Below are 15,269 nucleotides of genomic sequence, written 5' to 3' on the forward strand. Positions count from 1 at the left end.
TCTGTCGTGTAACAAAGAATTTTTAAGTAAGGGGATTATCGGGTATTCCAGAAAGGGGCCACTATTATGAAGAAAAATGCTAAAGAAGCAATAGTAAAGGCTGCTATCACATTGTTCACGTCCAATGGTTATACAGGAACGTCCATAAGGGATATCGCCCGTCTTGCTAACGTAAATACGGCAACCATTGCCTACCATTTTGAAAACAAACCAGGTCTATTAGAATATTGCTTTACGCATTTTTTTGAACAATATATTAGTAAGATGGAAGAAGCCTATGCATCCATTGAAAGGGGAGCAAAGGAATGTTTAAAACGAATTGTCGCGGATTTATTACACTATCAATGTGAAAATAGTAAATTGGCTAGTTTGGTTTACCGAGAAATGTCGATGGACTCACAAATAGTAAGAGAAATCATGTCTACTTATTTACTTAAAGAAAAATACTATTTTCAATTAATCTTTGAGAGAGGTTTTGAATGGAATGAGTTTCGTCCTCATTCGATTCCCTATTTAATTATTCAATTAAAAGGATTACTTATGATGCCATTTATGAACACCCATTATATGAGGGAAGTGTTATATGTTTTTCCTAATGAACCATTTTTTGAACAGAAATATTTAAAAGATATAAATTTATGGATTGATAAAACATTATGTTCGGATGTGCCAAGGAAATTAGGGGCAGTCGTAAAATAGCGGCAATCGCTATTTTTTTTTATTTTACAAAAAAAATGAAATTAATAGTCAAAAAATGTCGTTTACATGGTATCATAATAGCATTGAACAGAACATTATTAGATTCATTTAAAATAGATGTACGATAACTGCATTTGGAAAGAATGTTTTTGGAAATAGGGGGCTTACTTGTGAAATTTTTCATTGGATTTTTTATCCTAATACTGGCCTTAATCGTAGTAGGGTATCTAATTAAGAAAAAGTACTTTAAGGAAATGGATCGATTGGAAGCTTGGAAAATCGATTTAATGAATCGTCCAGTACTGGATGAAATGTCAAAGGTTAAGCTGCTTAATATGACAGGGCAAACGGAAGAGCTTTTCGAACGTTGGCGAAATCAGTGGGACGAGGTTGTTACGGTGCAACTTCCTAAATTAGAAGAAATGCTTTTCGATGCAGAAGAGTACATAGATAAGTATCGTTTTAATAAAGCTAAAGGTGTCCAACTAGCCATCGCAGGGAAGTTACAAGAAACAGAGGATCAGATAAAAAGTATTTTAGAAGAGTTACATGAATTGGTTGGCAGCGAGGAAAAGAACCGTGTTGAAATCGAGGGATTAAAAGATCAGTATCGGGAATCTAAGAAAATGCTGCTTGCCCACCGCCACAGTTTTGGCAATTCAGAAAAGTCTTTAGAAGAACAACTTAATGGCGTGTCACAAAAGTTTCAGGAATTTGATGAAAAAACGGAACAAGGTAATTATCTTGAAGCCCGTGAAGTAGTTTTGTCTATTCAAAGTCAGCTGGGGACGATAAAAAAAGATATGGAATTAATCCCGCAGCTATTAATTGAATGTCAATCGCTTCTTCCGAATCAGCTATCCGATATTCTTGAAGGGTACCGTGAAATGTCTGGCCAAGAATATTACTTAGAACATATCAACGTGGATGAAGAGCTAAAACGCTTAGAGGAAAAGCTGTCTGAGAATTTAGTACTCATCGAAGCGACGAAGATTGATGAGGCAGTGGAAGGTATAGCAGAAATAAAGGAAAGAATCGATATCCTATTCGATCAATTGGAAAAAGAAGTTCATGCTAAGCATTTTGTGTTAAAAAATGAACAAATTGCGAGTGATCTCCTCCTTTCTGCCTATGAGGAAAATAGTCATCTTTCAAGTGAACTCCTTCATGTTCAAGAAAGTTACCAGTTGTCCGATAGTGATTTTGAAACACAGCGTCATCTGGAAAAGGAACTTTCTAGTGTCTATAAACATTTTGAAATCCTAATAGAAAAAGTAAAATTAAACGAAATAGCACAAAGTGTCATAAGCGAAGAGTTGGCTCAGATTAAAGAACAGCTGGATATTATCCGTGAGGGACAGCAAGATTTTGCTTTAAAACTCCAAGCCCTTAGGAAAGATGAATTTGAAGCAAGAGAGACACTTAAAGAACTTACTAAAAAAGTGGGGGAGACCGTTCGTCTCGTGACGAAGGGCAATGTGCCAGGCTTACCAGAGGATTATAAGTATTTGTTTGAGGATACAAATGAGAGTATTCAAAATGTGAAATACCAACTTGAAGAAAAACCGCTTAACATTTCCGCATTAAATCAGTATTTAGAAATTGCTGTTTTAACAGTGGATAAACTTACTAATTCAACGATTGAGCTATTAGAAAATGTGATGCTTGCAGAAAAAGCTATTCAATATGGGAATCGATATAAAACTCAGTACCCAGCAGTAGCTAAAGGCTTAAAGGAAGCAGAAATTGCGTTTAGACATTATGATTACCAACAGGCTCTTGAACGAGCGGCAGCAACACTGGACGTTATTGATCCCGATGCTTTGAAAAAAATAAAAGCTTCATTTGTCAGTGAGTAAATAATTAAAACCGATCAGTGCACTCTTTGGCTGAATCGGTTTTTTGTTTTTCCTTTTATTTATCTTTATGATAAGATTTATTTTTGTAAGTGTAATGGTTCGGAAGTTCGGAGGAGAAAAAATGATTTATTTAGATAATAGTGCAACGACTAAACCGTTTAAAGAAGTGTTAGATTCTTTTGTTACAGTATCGAGTGAATATTATGGGAACCCGTCCTCACTACACAATATGGGTGCACAAGCAGAAAAGTTGTTATCCCAGGCACGAGAACAAGTGAGCAAGCTCCTAAAGGTGAAGCCCTCCGAGATTTATTTTACCTCTGGAGGCACTGAAGGAAATAATTTAGCAATTAAAGGGACTGCATTATTGCATAAAAATAAAGGACGCCACTTGATTACATCAAGTGTAGAGCATCCATCCGTACGATCTGCGATGGAACAGCTTGAACAGGAGGGTTTTGAGATTACCTACCTGCCTGTGGACCGGTATGGAAGGATTAGTGTCGCTGACCTTGAAAGCGCGATTAGGAAAGATACTATTTTAATTTCGATTATGCATGTGAATAATGAAGTGGGAACGGTTCAGCCGATAGAAGAAATTGGTGACCTATTAAAAAAATATCCGACGATTTTATTCCATGTGGATGCTGTTCAAAGTATAGGGAAAATTCCTCTTTTACTAAAGGAAGGCAGGGTGGATTTCTGCTCGATATCCGGCCATAAATTTCATGGTTTAAAGGGGACTGGTGCCCTTTATATTCGTGAAGGTACAAGACTCGCTCCATTATTTTCTGGGGGGAATCAGGAACGGAAACTTCGCAGTGGTACTGAAAATGTGGCAGGTGCAGTTGCGATGGCCAAAGCACTTAGGATGACCTTAACGAAAGCGGAAACCGGGTTAGTAAGAATGAAGAAGATTCAAAGCATGCTCAGGAATGGATTAACTGAAATAGAAGATGTTCAAATTCATACGCCACATGAACATGCAGCCCCGCATATCATAAATTTTTCACTAAAAGGAATTAAGTCGGAGGTATTTATCCACTCGCTTGAGCAGAAAGGCATCTATGTTTCAACAACAAGTGCATGTTCCTCAAAGAAAAAATCGCCTAGTAAGACGCTTCTAGAAATGGGTGTTCCTGAGACGTTAGCGGAAAGTGCCGTCAGAATAAGTCTTTCCTTTGAAAATAGTATAGAAGAAGCAATTACGGCTTTAGAAGGCTTCAAAGAATCTGCAGACCAATTAAGGAAGGTAATGAAATAAATGGAATACGAACGAATACTAATACGCTATGGTGAAATCTCAACAAAAGGCAGAAATCGTAATAAATTTGTTGATAAGTTAAAAAAAAGTGTAAGAATCGCGCTTGCTCCTTTTCCGAACGTGAAAGTGGAAGCAGGCCGTGACCGGATGTATGTCTTATTAAATGGTGAAGCTTGCGAAGAAGTTATTGATAAATTAGAGAATATTTTTGGAATCCAGTCCTTTAGCCCTGCGATTAAGGTAGAAAGAGGGTTGGAGGAATTAAAGCAGAGCTCGCTAGAATTAGTTCGCTCTCTTTATAGGGATGGACAAACCTTCAAGATAACACCTAAAAGATCGGATAAATCGTTTGAGTTGGATACTGATGGAATCAATCATACCATCGGCGGCTATTTATTGCAGAATATCCCAGGGTTGAAAGTGAATGTGAAAAATCCTGATATTAATTTACGAATTGAAGTCAGAAAAGAAGCCATTTATCTATCATGTCAAACCATCCAAGGTGCTGGCGGGCTTCCCGTTGGGTCAAGCGGTAAAGCTATGCTCATGCTTTCAGGTGGGATTGACAGCCCAGTTGCAGCGTATATGGCAATGAAAAGAGGAGTAGAAGTCGAAGCAGTCCATTTCTTCAGTCCTCCATTTACGAGTGAAAGGGCAAAAGAAAAGGTCATTGATCTTTCAAAAAAACTAGCTGAAATATATGGCTCACTGAAATTGCATATTGTCCCGTTTACAAATATTCAGCAAACGATTCGCGAACAAATACCAGAAAATTACTCGATGACATCCACAAGAAGAATGATGCTGCGAATTACAGATGAAATTCGAAAAAAACACGAAGGTTTGGCGATTATTACCGGTGAAAGCCTAGGTCAAGTGGCGAGCCAGACATTAGAAAGTATGTATGCAATCAATGAAGTAACCAATACGCCTATTTTGCGGCCATTGATTACAATGGACAAAACAGATATTATAAAAATTGCGCAAGAAATTGATACACTTGAAATCTCAAACAGGCCTTTTGAAGATTGCTGTACCATCTTTGTACCTTCCTCACCGAAAACAAAGCCAAAAAGAGAAAAGGTTCAGCATTTTGAAAGTTTTTTTGATTTTGAACCCTTGATCCATGAAGCAGTACAGGGGACAGAGACAATTGTCGTCAAACCGGATCAAAAACAGCACTCAGAATTTAGCGAATTATTTTAAGAAGGTAAAATTCGAACAATTTGTGAACAATTACCAATTGTAAGATAGAATGAAGTTCTTAAGTTCTACACATTCTATACTCACAAGGAGGTGATATCACATGGCAAACAACAACAACTCAAATCAATTATTGGTTCCTGGTGTTGAACAAGCTCTAAGCCAAATGAAATATGAAATTGCTTCTGAATTTGGTGTAAATCTTGGAGCTGACACTACTTCACGCGCTAACGGATCTGTTGGTGGTGAAATCACAAAGCGTCTGGTAGCAATGGCTGAATCACAATTAGGCGGCGGATTCTCTCGTTAATAAAAAAATTAATACGATGGCTACAGAGAGCGTGGGGGTTTCCCCACGCTCTCTTTTTATGGTCCAGATAGTAAAAAATAATTGTATCTGAATAATAATTTAAAATTATCTAATAATTTTGTATAATTAATATTGTGGGATAAAAATAACATATTGTTAGGGGGAGAAGCATGAAGCGGGAAGATTTGATTGCACCGGAAAAGTATAATCTAGTCTCAGAAGTGGAGCATTTTGCGAAGAATCCAAACAGAGTGGCATTAAAGTGGGAGAGTGAAGCAGGTGACACCCAGCAAGTTACATATGAACAATTAATGAGGAAAGTGAATCAAGCAGCAAATGTGTTCGCTAGGAATGGCTTAAATAAGGGAGATGTAGTCCTTGTCATCGTACCGCGTCTCATTGAAGCATATGTCGTTTATTTGGCTGCTTTAAAAGCGGGATTGGTCGTTATTCCAAGTTCGGAAATGTTAAAGGAAAAGGATTTGCAATATCGGATAACACACGGTGATGTAAAGGGTGTAATAAGTCATTATCCATACGCGGATCAATTTGAAAATATCAACAAAACCCAGCCATTGCTCAGATTTACGATTGGTGGAGGTGAACCGGACTGGATTGACTTGGACACTGAGATGGCAACTGCTTCCGAATCCTTTGAACAAGCAGACACCCTTAGAGAAGATATGGCCTTTTTATCCTATACATCTGGAACAACTGGGAATCCTAAAGGTGTGGTCCATACACATGGCTGGGCTTATGCACATTTAAAAACAGCTGCACCACAGTGGCTTTGTATTGAAGATGGTGACACAGTTTGGGCAACTGCTGGCCCAGGATGGCAAAAATGGATTTGGAGTCCTTTCTTATCCGTTCTTGGCTCCGGTGGTACTGGCTTAGTTTACAGCGGAAAATTTGAACCGAAAAAATATTTGAGTCTCCTCCAAAAATATGATGTAAATGTCCTTTGCTGTACACCGACGGAATATCGACTAATGGCGAAGGTTGATAACTTAGCTGATTACCAATTACCAAATCTTCATAGTGCTGTCTCGGCAGGGGAACCATTAAATCGAGAAGTAATTGACACGTTTAGAAAACATTTTAATATTGATGTCCGTGACGGTTATGGACAAACAGAGAATACTTTGCTTGTAGGCGTTACCAAAGGAATGGAATTGAAATCTGGTTCCATGGGCAAGCCGACGCCTGGAAACAGAGTTGAAATTATAAACGAAGAGGGCATGGTGTGTGCAGTCGGTGAAGTGGGTGATATCGCTGTCCATGTAGAAACGCCAGCCTTATTTAAAAACTATTATAAAGACCCGGAAAGAACAGCAATGCAGTTCCGCGGTGATTATTATGTAACCGGTGATAAAGCAAAGATGGACGAAGAAGGCTATTTTTGGTTTGAAGGCCGTGGGGATGATATTATTATCAGCTCTGGCTATACGATTGGACCATTTGAAGTGGAAGATGCACTTGTTAAACATCCATTTGTAAAGGAATGTGCAGTCGTGGCAAGTCCTGATGAGATTCGCGGCTTTATTGTCAAAGCATTTGTTGTCTTAAAAGAAGATGTTGATTCCTCCGACCCTGAATTAACAAAAACATTACAGGAGCATGTAAAAACGCTTACAGCACCATATAAGTATCCAAGGAAAATTGAATATATCACAGAACTTCCAAAAACAACCTCTGGGAAAATTCGCCGGATTGAACTTCGGAAAAAAGAACTTGAGGGAGCGAAACAAGCATAAAGTTTGTTGGAGCGAGCAGGCGAAATTTCGTCTGCTTTTTTTCTTTAGGCTATGTTAGAGAATAATGTTGATATCAACAGACAGGTTTAACACAGCCTTTCTTTAAAGCAAAAATTTCCCCTATTTATGAAGTTTCGCGTTATAATAGAAATTATTTCGAAACTAGAAAGAATAGGGGCTCGTACACATATGAATAAGACAGAAACACAAAAAGGTGTCATACATGCCGGATTTTCTTATTTACTTTGGGGATTATTACCAATCTATTGGAAGCTTTTAGACCATGTTAATGCTAAAGAAATTTTAGCCAGTCGTGTTGTTTGGTCGTTTATTTTTATGGTCGTCATTCTTCTCCTAACCAACAAATGGGGACTTTTTCTTCAAACAATTAAAGGGTTTGCGAAAAATAAAAAACAAATGGCTGCATTGACGATTGCCTCCCTGTTAATCAGTGTGAACTGGTTCATTTATATTTGGGCGGTTAACAGCGGTCATATGATTGAAGCAAGCCTTGGATATTACATCAATCCATTAATTAGTATTTTATTAGGGATGATTGTGCTAAAAGAAAAATTGACGATTTATCAATACGTCTCATTTATCCTAGCAGCCATTGGTGTATTAATCATTTCTATTTCCCATGGGCAGTTTCCGTGGATTGCGATTGTATTAGCCCTTTCCTTTGGATTATATGGATTAGCAAAAAAGTTAATCAATGTGGATTCTGAAGTAGGGTTAACCTTAGAAACTCTAGTGATTACACCGATTGCTGTGATTTATATAGGCTTCTTATTTCTTAATGGGTCTAATGATTTTTTAAAGGAAGGGATACAAACCGACCTTTTATTAATAGGTGCAGGGATAGCAACCGCAGTACCGCTCCTGTTTTTTGCAAAAGGCGCACAAAAGATCCCTTTATCATTATTAGGTTTTCTCCAATATATTGCACCAACATTAACCTTACTTTTAGGCGTATTTGTTTACCATGAACATTTTTCAAAAATACAGCTATTATCCTTTATGTTCATATGGTCCGCATTAACGATTTATTCTTTATCAAAAACAAAGCTATTTTCTGCACAATGGTTCCATTTGCGAAAAGAAAAGGGCACTAGCATATAATGAAAAACCTTATCCGCTTTCTTGGATAAGGTTTTTTGTGAGAAATGCCTGTTTTTAAAGGAAAGACCGCTTCACTTTTTGCCAAAAGGAATTGTCTTTTAGTTTAAGAGTTTTTAACTTTTTATCACTTATTTTTATACTGATTTTCTCTACGTGACGGATGCTTAATGCTTCATTATCCATGCCCATTGTTGGATGGTCATTACCTTCAGAGATTACTTTAAGCGTAAGGGTTCTTTCACTGCCAACAATAAAGGAGGAACCTAGCGTTCGATAATTATTGGTATTAACAGAGGCAACTTCACTCACCTGCATGCAAGGTAGAAGGGGATCAACGATCGAACCATTCACCGCTTTATTATAGCCAGTACTACCCGTTGGTGTTGCGACAATAAGTCCATCGCCGCGGAAGGTTTCTAAGTGAAGCTGGTCAATATAGACATCTACTACTAGTGTCTTAATGATTGAAGAGCGAATACTGAATTCGTTTAAGCAAGGAAACGTCCCTTGTCCATCAACTTCTACTTCAATTAACGGATAACGGCGCACCTTTACATTTTCATTGGTGACAATCGCATCAATCATTTTAGATCTATCATTAATTCGGAAATCACAATACATACTCAGGTTATCTTCGGTTGAAATCCCCGTATAAAGGCAATCCTCCCGGAAGCCAGTTTTCCTAACTGCTTGGAGAAATGTTCCATCATCCCCGACACTAGCAATGATATTTGCGTTTCGGTAATCAGTGACAATTGTAAATCCATATCGATTTGCTATTTCTACAAGCGGAGCCACTTTTGACAGCATGTCCGAATCGCGTTTGTGATAAAAGTAAATATTGCGTCTATTCTCCATATTATGTACCTCCCTAGTTAATGAGATTTTTGTAACATTATCCCCATCACAAAAATTTTCTCTAAGAAATAATGCTAGTCTGAAATTAGTTTAGCATTTTATTGAGACAATATGAAATAGGACTTGATTTTTTGAGATAAACAAAAAGGGGGACTTACGTATTTATGAATGGAAAGCGGTGGGCCGCACTAGGGATTGCAGCAGCGTTATTCTTCATCTCGGTTGTCATTAATTTTTTATCCTCTTTTGCCTTTAAAGGATGGGAATCAAATTTCACCGATTTTATGGCTTCTGCGGAACAGCCTTTTACAGAAGAGGTTGTCAATGAAGGGAATGAATTAAAGAAAATAGTGATTCTTGATGTAAATGGGGTCATCCAGGATACAGGGGAAACAGGTTCAATCCTGCAAAGCTCTAGTTTCAATCATCAGGACTTTATGAAAAAGTTAAACCATATTAAAAAAGATGATACGGTGAAGGGAATAATTATTAAAGTCAATTCCCCCGGTGGCGGAGTGGTTGAAAGTGCAGAAATTCATGATAAATTAACTGAAATCCAAAAAGAAACCAAAAAGCCAGTCTATATTTCAATGGGATCCATGGCTGCATCGGGAGGTTATTATATTTCAACAGCGGCTAAAAAGATTTATGCCAGTCCCGAGACAATGACTGGCAGTCTCGGTGTGATTATGGAAGGGGTCAATTATAAAGGGCTTGCCGATAAATATGGTGTTGATTTCGTTACGATTAAAAGTGGTAAGCATAAGGACATTATGAGTCCAACAAGAAAAATGACCGAGGAAGAACGACAGATCTTACAGTCGATGATAAATAATTCATATCAAGGATTTGTTAAAGTTATTTCAGAGGGACGAAACCTCCCAATCACGCAGGTGAAAAAAATAGCGGATGGTCGTGTCTATGATGGCCGTCAAGCCAAGGAATTGCAGTTAATTGATGGTTTTGGTTACTTAGATGATGTGGTGAAACATATGAAAAAACAAGAGAAACTTAAAGGTGCACAAGTTGTCCGTTATTCAGACTCACTTGGGCTGGGATCCTTATTTACAATGCAGGCAAAAAAATTAATGGGTAAAGATATGGAAATGGCAGGCTTGTTGAAGGTTCTATCGAGACCGAATTCTCCGCGGCTTATGTACCTGTATGCGGAATAGGGGGAGTATCCATGGAAACGAATGAGTATCAAGAATACCCGAACGACAGAAAAGATGAACTTTCCTTTCGATATGCGGGCTTCTGGATGCGCCTATGGGCTTATCTTCTTGATTTGGTGGTAGTGGGAAGTATCGTTAGGATATTGATTAAACCAGTTTTTCGAATTGTGAATTATTCTTTATCGGAATCGTCCATGTTTGCTCCAATCTCAATCATATCGGCGTTAATCTTCTACCTGTATTTCGTACTAATGACCAAGTATCTAAATCAAACGCTAGGAAAAATGGTGTTTGGATTGAAAGTAGTTGATTTAAGAAGTGACCAAATGACATGGGGGACGATTCTCTTTCGTGAATGGATTGGCCGTTTTATTTCATCAACAATTATTGTTGGATATATAATTATTGCTTTTTTACCCAAAAAGCAAGGATTGCATGATCTATTCACTGACACAACGGTCGTACATGTGGAACGGTGATCTTAAACCTATCAACATTTGTTGGTAGGTTTATTTTTTTTTGAAAAAGCAAATACTACCCGCTGAAAGGTTGTGATTGAAAGTGTTCTGGGTGCTCGTAGTTTTATCAATTCTATTGCTCTTTTTCATTCTCATTCTTTTTACTAAATTAACAATACTAATTAATTATTATCATCATAATGACAATGATGATTTAAAGATAAAATTTAAGATTTGGTTTGGATTAATAAAATATACAATTAATGTACCTTTAATAAAAGTGGATGATAATTCTCCTAGCATTGTTGTAAAAAGTAAATCTAAAATGGGGGATTCCTCAACTGAATCAACTAGCGAAGACTCCAAGCAAATCACAGCTGAAGAAGTTGAAAATAATTTATCAAATGCAAAAAAATTACTGCATCATGTATTTGGGCTGCATCGGATTGTAAGGAATTTTTTTCAAAAAGTTACAATGAAAGGATTTGAGTGGAATACTTTGATAGGTTTAGGAGATGCAGCACACACAGGGACGATAACGGGTGCCATTTGGGCATTTAAAGGGAGTATCATAGGTCTTATTAGTCATTATTTAAAACTGAAGGAAATGCCAAAAATAACAGTGACTCCACATTTTCAGGCAGCCGTAATTCAAACAAGACTTACATGTATTATTCAGTTTCGTATCGGGCATGCTATTCTAGCAGGATTAAAACTGTTTATATTCTGGAGGGGCGGACTTCCGCACTTTAAAAAGAAAACAAATTTTGCAAATGATAAAACAAAATCCATTTGAAAAAGGAGGAAACAGCCATGTCTGACCATCCAATTCAAGGTTTGATGACAACTGCAATGGAAAGCCTTAAAGAAATGATTGATGTGAATACGATCATTGGTGATCCTGTTGAAACCCCTGATGGTAGTGTTATTCTGACTGTGTCAAAAGTAGGTTTTGGATTTGCCGCAGGTGGTAGTGAATTTAAGCTTGAGGGGTCTCAAAGTCAAGGGCAAGGTCAAAGTCAAAGTCAAAGTTCATCCCATCCATTTGGCGGCGGGAGCGGGGGCGGGGTCTCGATTACCCCAATTGCCTTTTTAATTGTCAACTCTCATGGCGTAAAAATGCTGCATTTGGATGAAAGCACTCATTTGTATGAAAAAATATTAGAGCTGGCACCACAGGCGATAGATAAAATTCAGCAAATGTTCTCAAAAAAGGACCAAGGCCAACAGCAAAATAGTTTGCAAGGTTTGAAAAACGAGCACAAACCAAAAGAAGAACTTGAATTATAGCAGAAAAGGTTAATCTTCCAGAAGATGAGGAAGGTTAACTTTTTTCATGCAATATGTGAAAATTCAAAAGCTTATTAATTGCAAATTAGATTTTGAAAAGATATATTTACACTGTACATATTTGAAGGGAAGCGGTTTTCTATTATCCGCTAGAACTTGAACATGACAAAGGAGGATGTAAAATGGCAAATGTAACATTTAAAGGGAATCCAATTACACTTTTAGGCAATGAAGTAAAGGTAGGGGACAAAGCACCTAACTTTACTGTATTGGCAAATGATTTGTCAGAAGTTACCTTAGAAAGTACCAAAGGTCAAGTACGTTTAATTACCTCTGTCCCTTCATTGGATACGGGTGTTTGTGATGCGGAAACACGTCGTTTTAATGAAGAAGCAAACAGTTTAGGTAACGTGAAAATATTAACGGTAAGTGTTGACTTACCATTTGCACAAAAACGCTGGTGTGCTGCTAGTGGAATTGAAAATGTGCAAACACTATCTGATCATCGTGATCTCTCATTTGGTGAAGCATTTGGTGTTGCTATCCAAGAATTAAGACTGTTGGCTCGTGCTGTATTTGTTGTTGATTCTAACGATACAGTTACATATGTTGAATATGTAAGTGAAGCAACCAACCACCCGAACTACGAAGCAGCACTTGAAGCAGCTAAAGCAGCTAAATAATGTAATGATTTAGAAGGCCTCTGTGTATTGCAGGGCCTTTTTCTATGCTTAAAACTTGTATAATATGTCGATACTCATTAAAATGAATAAGGAAATTAATGAGGGTGGGGATCAAATGAGAGTTTCTCCAGTAGAACAACTGTTTACGTTATTTAATGAAACTGCACTTCTTCTGCAGGAAGAATTAAATTGTACATATTTAGAGGCACTCGCTGAGACAGGAGAGAATTTATTCCAAGGATCAATCCTGCAAGATGAGGTCAGCGAACTAACAGAAAAAAGAATGAAGAAACAATATGAACAGATTCATTTAGAAAAGTTTTCAAACGATGAAATTCGAAAAGCTTTTCAGCTGGCTATTTTAAAAGGCATGAACGATAGTGTTCAACCGAACCATCAAATGACACCTGATTCTGTTGGGATACTTATTGGCTATTTAGTTGAAAGATTTATGAAACAGTCAAACTTCCGCTTGCTTGATCCAGCAGTGGGGACGGGAAATTTGCTAACAACTGTTTTAAATCATCTTCAAAGAAAAATTGATTCTGTCGGCGTTGAGATTGATGACCTTCTTATAAAGCTTGCCTATGTTAATGCAAATTTACAAGCTCATCCTATTCAACTCTTCAATCAAGACAGTCTTGAACCGATGTTTATTGATCCTGTTGATGCAGTAATCGCAGATTTGCCCGTAGGCTTTTATCCAAATGATGTCAGAGCTGCAGATTATCAAGTCAGTGTAAGTGAAGGGCATACTTACTCTCATCATCTATTCATGGAACAAAGTGTCCGTCATACAGTGCCAGGCGGGTATTTATTCTTTCTTATTCCTAATGGATTATTTGAAAGTGACCAAGCACCACAATTACATGAATTTTTTAAAGAGCATGTGATTGTTCAAGGATTACTCCAATTACCAATAAGCATGTTTAAAAATAAAAATACAGCGAAAAGTATCATTATCTTGCAAAAAAAAGGAGAAGGTGTAATGCCTCCTAAGCAAGCATTACTGGTTGAATTACCAAATCTTTCAAGTGCTGTAGAGATGGACAAAATACTATTCAAAATGGATAAATGGTTTCAAGAAAACAAAGGATGAACCGAGATTATTCTCTAGGTTCATCCTTTTTTAATATTGTAAAATAAGAAATATCAGAATACATTTTCATTTGTAATGTAACCGCTGCCACGAGAAATTTGCCTTGAAATAAACTATACACAATGATTCAATTAAGGATGAAAATAATCAAGAGTGGTTTGAGCAAAATAATGTTGTACTACTCAAAAAAAATGCCAAACCAGTGTTGTTATATAAAAGGAGCGGTAACAATATGTCAAAAATTATTGCAATTAATGCGGGGAGTTCTTCCTTGAAGTTTCAATTGTTTGAAATGCCAAGTGAAGATGTCATTACAAAAGGATTAATCGAAAGAATCGGTTTAAATGATTCAATTTTTAATATAACGGTTAATGGTGAAAAAATCCAAGAAATAATTGATATTCCTGATCATGAAGTAGCTGTAAAAATGCTATTAGATAAATTAACAACTCTAGGTATTATCAAATCCTTAAATGAAATTGTTGGAATGGGACACCGTGTGGTCCATGGTGGAGAAACATTTAATGATTCTGCGCTCATTACTGACGAAGTAATAAAGAAAATTGATGAATTATCTGAACTTGCGCCATTGCATAACCCAGCCAATCTAACAGGAATTAAGGCATTCATGAGCGTACTTCCTAATGTTCCAGCAGTAGCTGTATTTGATACGGCATTCCACCAAACGATGCCGGACAGCTCTTACCTATACAGCTTACCAATGGAGTACTACGAAAAGTATGGTATTCGTAAGTATGGTTTCCATGGAACTTCTCATAAATATGTTTCTCAACGTGCAGCAGAACTTCTTGGGCGACCTGTTGAACAATTGCGTCTAATTTCTTGTCACTTAGGAAACGGTGCAAGTATTGCAGCAATTGAAGGCGGTATGTCCATTGACACATCTATGGGCTTTACACCACTGGCCGGGGTGACCATGGGTACTCGTTCAGGTAATATTGACCCAGCATTGATCCCATATATTATGGAAAAAACCAATCAAACAGCTGAAGAAGTACTTGATGTCCTTAATAAAAAGAGTGGTATGCTAGCCATGTCCGGTTTCTCAAGTGATTTACGTGATATTGAAATTGAAGCGAAAAAAGGCAATGAGCGTGCGAAACTTGCCTTGGATGTTTTTGCTAATCGAATTCATAAATACATCGGTTCTTATGCTTCACGAATGAACGGTGTCGATGCGATTATTTTCACAGCAGGAATTGGGGAAAATAGCGACACCATTAGGGAAAATGTTTTAAGAGGTCTAGAATTTATGGGTGTTTATTGGGATCCAGCTCTTAACAAAGTTAGAGGCGAAGAAGCATTTATTAACTACCCACACTCACCAGTAAAAGTATTAATCATCCCAACAAACGAAGAAGTAATGATTGCCCGCGACGTTATACGTCTTGGTAACATTCATTAATCGATATTATTAAAAGGCAAAAGCTAGGGCATAGCTTTTGTCTTTTGTCTTTTTATCAAGGTAATT

General features: G+C 37.3%; 15 protein-coding genes. 14 read left to right on the top strand and 1 reads right to left on the bottom strand.

What is annotated here, in order from left to right:
* Positions 1–66 precede the first annotated feature (66 nt).
* The 7 genes from refZ (at position 67) to rarD (ending at position 8,214) form a co-directional block, all read left to right on the top strand.
* Positions 67–699, top strand: a complete 633-nt coding sequence (refZ, locus tag M3610_RS15175) for a forespore capture DNA-binding protein RefZ (protein ID WP_098574509.1) — start codon at positions 67–69, stop codon at positions 697–699.
* Between the two features lie 170 nt (positions 700–869).
* Positions 870–2,558, top strand: coding sequence for a septation ring formation regulator EzrA (ezrA, locus tag M3610_RS15180; protein WP_098574506.1), 1,689 nt, complete (start codon positions 870–872; stop codon positions 2,556–2,558).
* A 121-nt stretch (positions 2,559–2,679) separates the two neighbouring features.
* Positions 2,680–3,822 carry a cysteine desulfurase family protein gene (locus tag M3610_RS15185; RefSeq protein ID WP_098574503.1) on the top strand — a complete coding sequence of 381 codons (1,143 nt, stop codon included), beginning with the start codon at positions 2,680–2,682 and terminating at the stop codon, positions 3,820–3,822.
* Positions 3,823–5,028: a tRNA uracil 4-sulfurtransferase ThiI gene (thiI, locus tag M3610_RS15190; protein ID WP_251460215.1), complete on the top strand. Its 1,206-nt coding sequence runs from the start codon at positions 3,823–3,825 to the stop codon at positions 5,026–5,028. It abuts the gene before it with no gap.
* A 100-nt stretch (positions 5,029–5,128) separates the two neighbouring features.
* Entirely contained in the window at positions 5,129–5,335 is a 207-nt protein-coding gene (locus M3610_RS15195; protein ID WP_088089259.1) for an alpha/beta-type small acid-soluble spore protein, read from the top strand.
* Between the two features lie 170 nt (positions 5,336–5,505).
* Positions 5,506–7,092 carry an acyl-CoA synthetase MbcS gene (mbcS, locus tag M3610_RS15200; protein ID WP_251460217.1) on the top strand — a complete coding sequence of 529 codons (1,587 nt, stop codon included), beginning with the start codon at positions 5,506–5,508 and terminating at the stop codon, positions 7,090–7,092.
* A gap of 189 nt (positions 7,093–7,281) precedes the next feature.
* On the top strand, positions 7,282–8,214 hold the full coding sequence (rarD, locus tag M3610_RS15205) for an EamA family transporter RarD (RefSeq protein ID WP_251460219.1): 933 nt from the start codon (positions 7,282–7,284) through the stop codon (positions 8,212–8,214).
* Positions 8,215–8,268: 54 nt separating this feature from the next.
* Here the strand turns inward: rarD and M3610_RS15210 are convergent, their stop codons facing one another.
* Positions 8,269–9,072: an NAD kinase gene (locus M3610_RS15210; protein ID WP_098574477.1), complete on the bottom strand. Its 804-nt coding sequence runs from the start codon at positions 9,070–9,072 to the stop codon at positions 8,269–8,271.
* A 164-nt stretch (positions 9,073–9,236) separates the two neighbouring features.
* On the opposite strand from M3610_RS15210, the gene sppA reads away from it, so the two are divergent.
* From sppA to M3610_RS15245, 7 genes are all read left to right on the top strand, one after another.
* Positions 9,237–10,247 (top strand): signal peptide peptidase SppA, encoded by a 1,011-nt coding sequence (gene sppA / locus M3610_RS15215; protein WP_251460221.1) that lies wholly within the window; start codon positions 9,237–9,239, stop codon positions 10,245–10,247.
* Positions 10,248–10,258: 11 nt separating this feature from the next.
* Entirely contained in the window at positions 10,259–10,726 is a 468-nt protein-coding gene (locus tag M3610_RS15220) for an RDD family protein (protein ID WP_098574472.1), read from the top strand.
* A gap of 82 nt (positions 10,727–10,808) precedes the next feature.
* On the top strand, positions 10,809–11,501 hold the full coding sequence (locus M3610_RS15225) for a DUF2953 domain-containing protein (protein ID WP_098574469.1): 693 nt from the start codon (positions 10,809–10,811) through the stop codon (positions 11,499–11,501).
* Positions 11,502–11,518: 17 nt separating this feature from the next.
* Positions 11,519–11,995 carry a GerW family sporulation protein gene (gene ytfJ, locus M3610_RS15230; protein WP_251460223.1) on the top strand — a complete coding sequence of 159 codons (477 nt, stop codon included), beginning with the start codon at positions 11,519–11,521 and terminating at the stop codon, positions 11,993–11,995.
* A gap of 182 nt (positions 11,996–12,177) precedes the next feature.
* Positions 12,178–12,678 carry a thiol peroxidase gene (tpx, locus tag M3610_RS15235; RefSeq protein ID WP_098574463.1) on the top strand — a complete coding sequence of 167 codons (501 nt, stop codon included), beginning with the start codon at positions 12,178–12,180 and terminating at the stop codon, positions 12,676–12,678.
* Positions 12,679–12,793: 115 nt separating this feature from the next.
* On the top strand, positions 12,794–13,777 hold the full coding sequence (locus tag M3610_RS15240) for a class I SAM-dependent methyltransferase (protein WP_251460225.1): 984 nt from the start codon (positions 12,794–12,796) through the stop codon (positions 13,775–13,777).
* Positions 13,778–14,009: 232 nt separating this feature from the next.
* Positions 14,010–15,203 carry an acetate kinase gene (locus tag M3610_RS15245; protein ID WP_098574458.1) on the top strand — a complete coding sequence of 398 codons (1,194 nt, stop codon included), beginning with the start codon at positions 14,010–14,012 and terminating at the stop codon, positions 15,201–15,203.
* Positions 15,204–15,269: the final 66 nt, after the last annotated feature.

It is taken from the genome of Neobacillus sp. MER 74 (assembly GCF_023714155.1).